Source organism: Kineococcus indalonis, from assembly GCF_009906395.1.
Taxonomy (GTDB): domain Bacteria; phylum Actinomycetota; class Actinomycetes; order Actinomycetales; family Kineococcaceae; genus Kineococcus; species Kineococcus indalonis.
Genome location: NZ_JAAALM010000713.1, coordinates 1 through 1,557 on the forward strand (window position 1 = coordinate 1; position 1,557 = coordinate 1,557).

General features: G+C 83.0%; 1 protein-coding gene. It reads left to right on the top strand.

From position 1 onward, the window contains the following. The coding region (locus GTR00_RS20520) for a DNA polymerase (RefSeq protein ID WP_407659758.1) at nt 1-1,557 on the top strand (1,557 nt) is incomplete at its 3' end.

The following is a 1,557-nucleotide window of genomic DNA, read 5'->3' on the forward strand; positions in this document are numbered from 1 at the left end:
GTGCACCGGCTGCTGGCCGGGGACCCGGCGGCGCTGGTGGCGCGCCTGGAGCGGCTGCTGCGCCCGCGCTGGACGTGGTGGTCGGCGGCCGGCACGGCCGCCCCGCTGGTCCGGGCCGGCGTGCACCTGGCGCGCTGCCACGACGTGGCGGCCGTGCACCGGCTGCTGGCCGGCGGCGGGCGCGACGACCCGGGCGCGGCGTGGGCGGGGGCGCACGGGCTGCCGGAGCCGGCGCCGCCGGCGCCGGGGCGGGCCGCCGGCCACGGCACCGGCCTGCTGGACCTGGACGGCACCCTGACCGGCGACGCCGGCCCGGTGGACGAGCACGACCAGCTCGCCGCGGGCTGGGTGGACGGGCGCGCGCTCGGCCCGGACGTGGAGCCCGCCGAGCGGCTGCGGCGCGCGGCGCGCTGGGCGGTGCTGGCCCTGCACACCGCCGCCGGGCAGCAGCGCGCCCTGGCGGCGCTGGCGGACCCGCGCCCGCAGCCGGTGCCCCCGGCGCTGGCGCTGCAGACGGCGTGGAGCGAGTCCGCCGCGGCGCTGCTGGCCGTGGAGCTGGAGGTCACCGGCCTGCCGGTGGACCGGGCCGCCGCCGAGGCGGTGGTGGCCGCCGAGGTGGGCCCGCGCCCGCGCGGCCCGGCCGGCGAGGAGGTCGCGCGCGCGGCGCGGGACGCGCCCGTGCACGCCCTGCTGGGGCCGGTGGACCTGCGCAACCCCGCCGCGGTGCTGGCGGCGCTGCGCTCCCTGGGCTTCGACCTGCCCGACACCCGCGCCTGGCGGCTGGAGCGGCTGCGCGGGGCGCACCCGGTGGTGGAGGCGCTGCTGCGCTGGCGGAGGGCCGAGCGGGTGGCGACCACGTACGGCTACGGCTGGCTGGACCGGCACGTGGGCGCCGACGGGCGGCTGCGCGGGGCCTGGTCGGCCTCCGACGGCGGGGCGGGGCGGATGACCGCGCAGGCCGGGCTGCACAGCCTGCCCGCCGAGCTGCGCCCGGCGGTGGCGGCCGAGCCGGGGCACGCGCTGGTGCGCGCGGACCTGGGGCAGGTGGAGCCGCGCGTGCTGGCCGCCGTCTCCGGCGACGAGGCCCTGGCGGCGGCCGCCCGCGAGGACGACCTGTACGCGCCGGTGGCGAGCGCGCTGGGCGCCGACCGCGCCACCGCGAAGGTCGCGGTGCTGGCGGCGATGTACGGGCAGACGTCGGGGGCGGCCGGGGAGGCGCTGCGCCGCATGGAGCGCGCCTACCCGGTGGCGCTGGCGTTCCTGCGCGCCGCCGAGGAGGACGGGCGCGCCGGGCGGGACGTGCGCACCTGGGGCGGGCGGCGGGTGCGCACGGGCGGCGGCGCCGACGCGCGGCCGGACCTGCCGGAGGAGGCGCTGGCCGCGCGCGGGCGCTTCGCGCGCAACGCGGTGGTGCAGGGCGCGGCGGCGGAGCTGTTCAAGGCGTGGGCGGCCACGGTGCGCGCCGGGCTGGCCGGGGCGGGCGGCGCCGGGGCGGGCGGCGCGGGGCGCGTCGTGCTGTGCCTGCACGACGAGCTGCTGCTGCACGTGCCGCAGGAG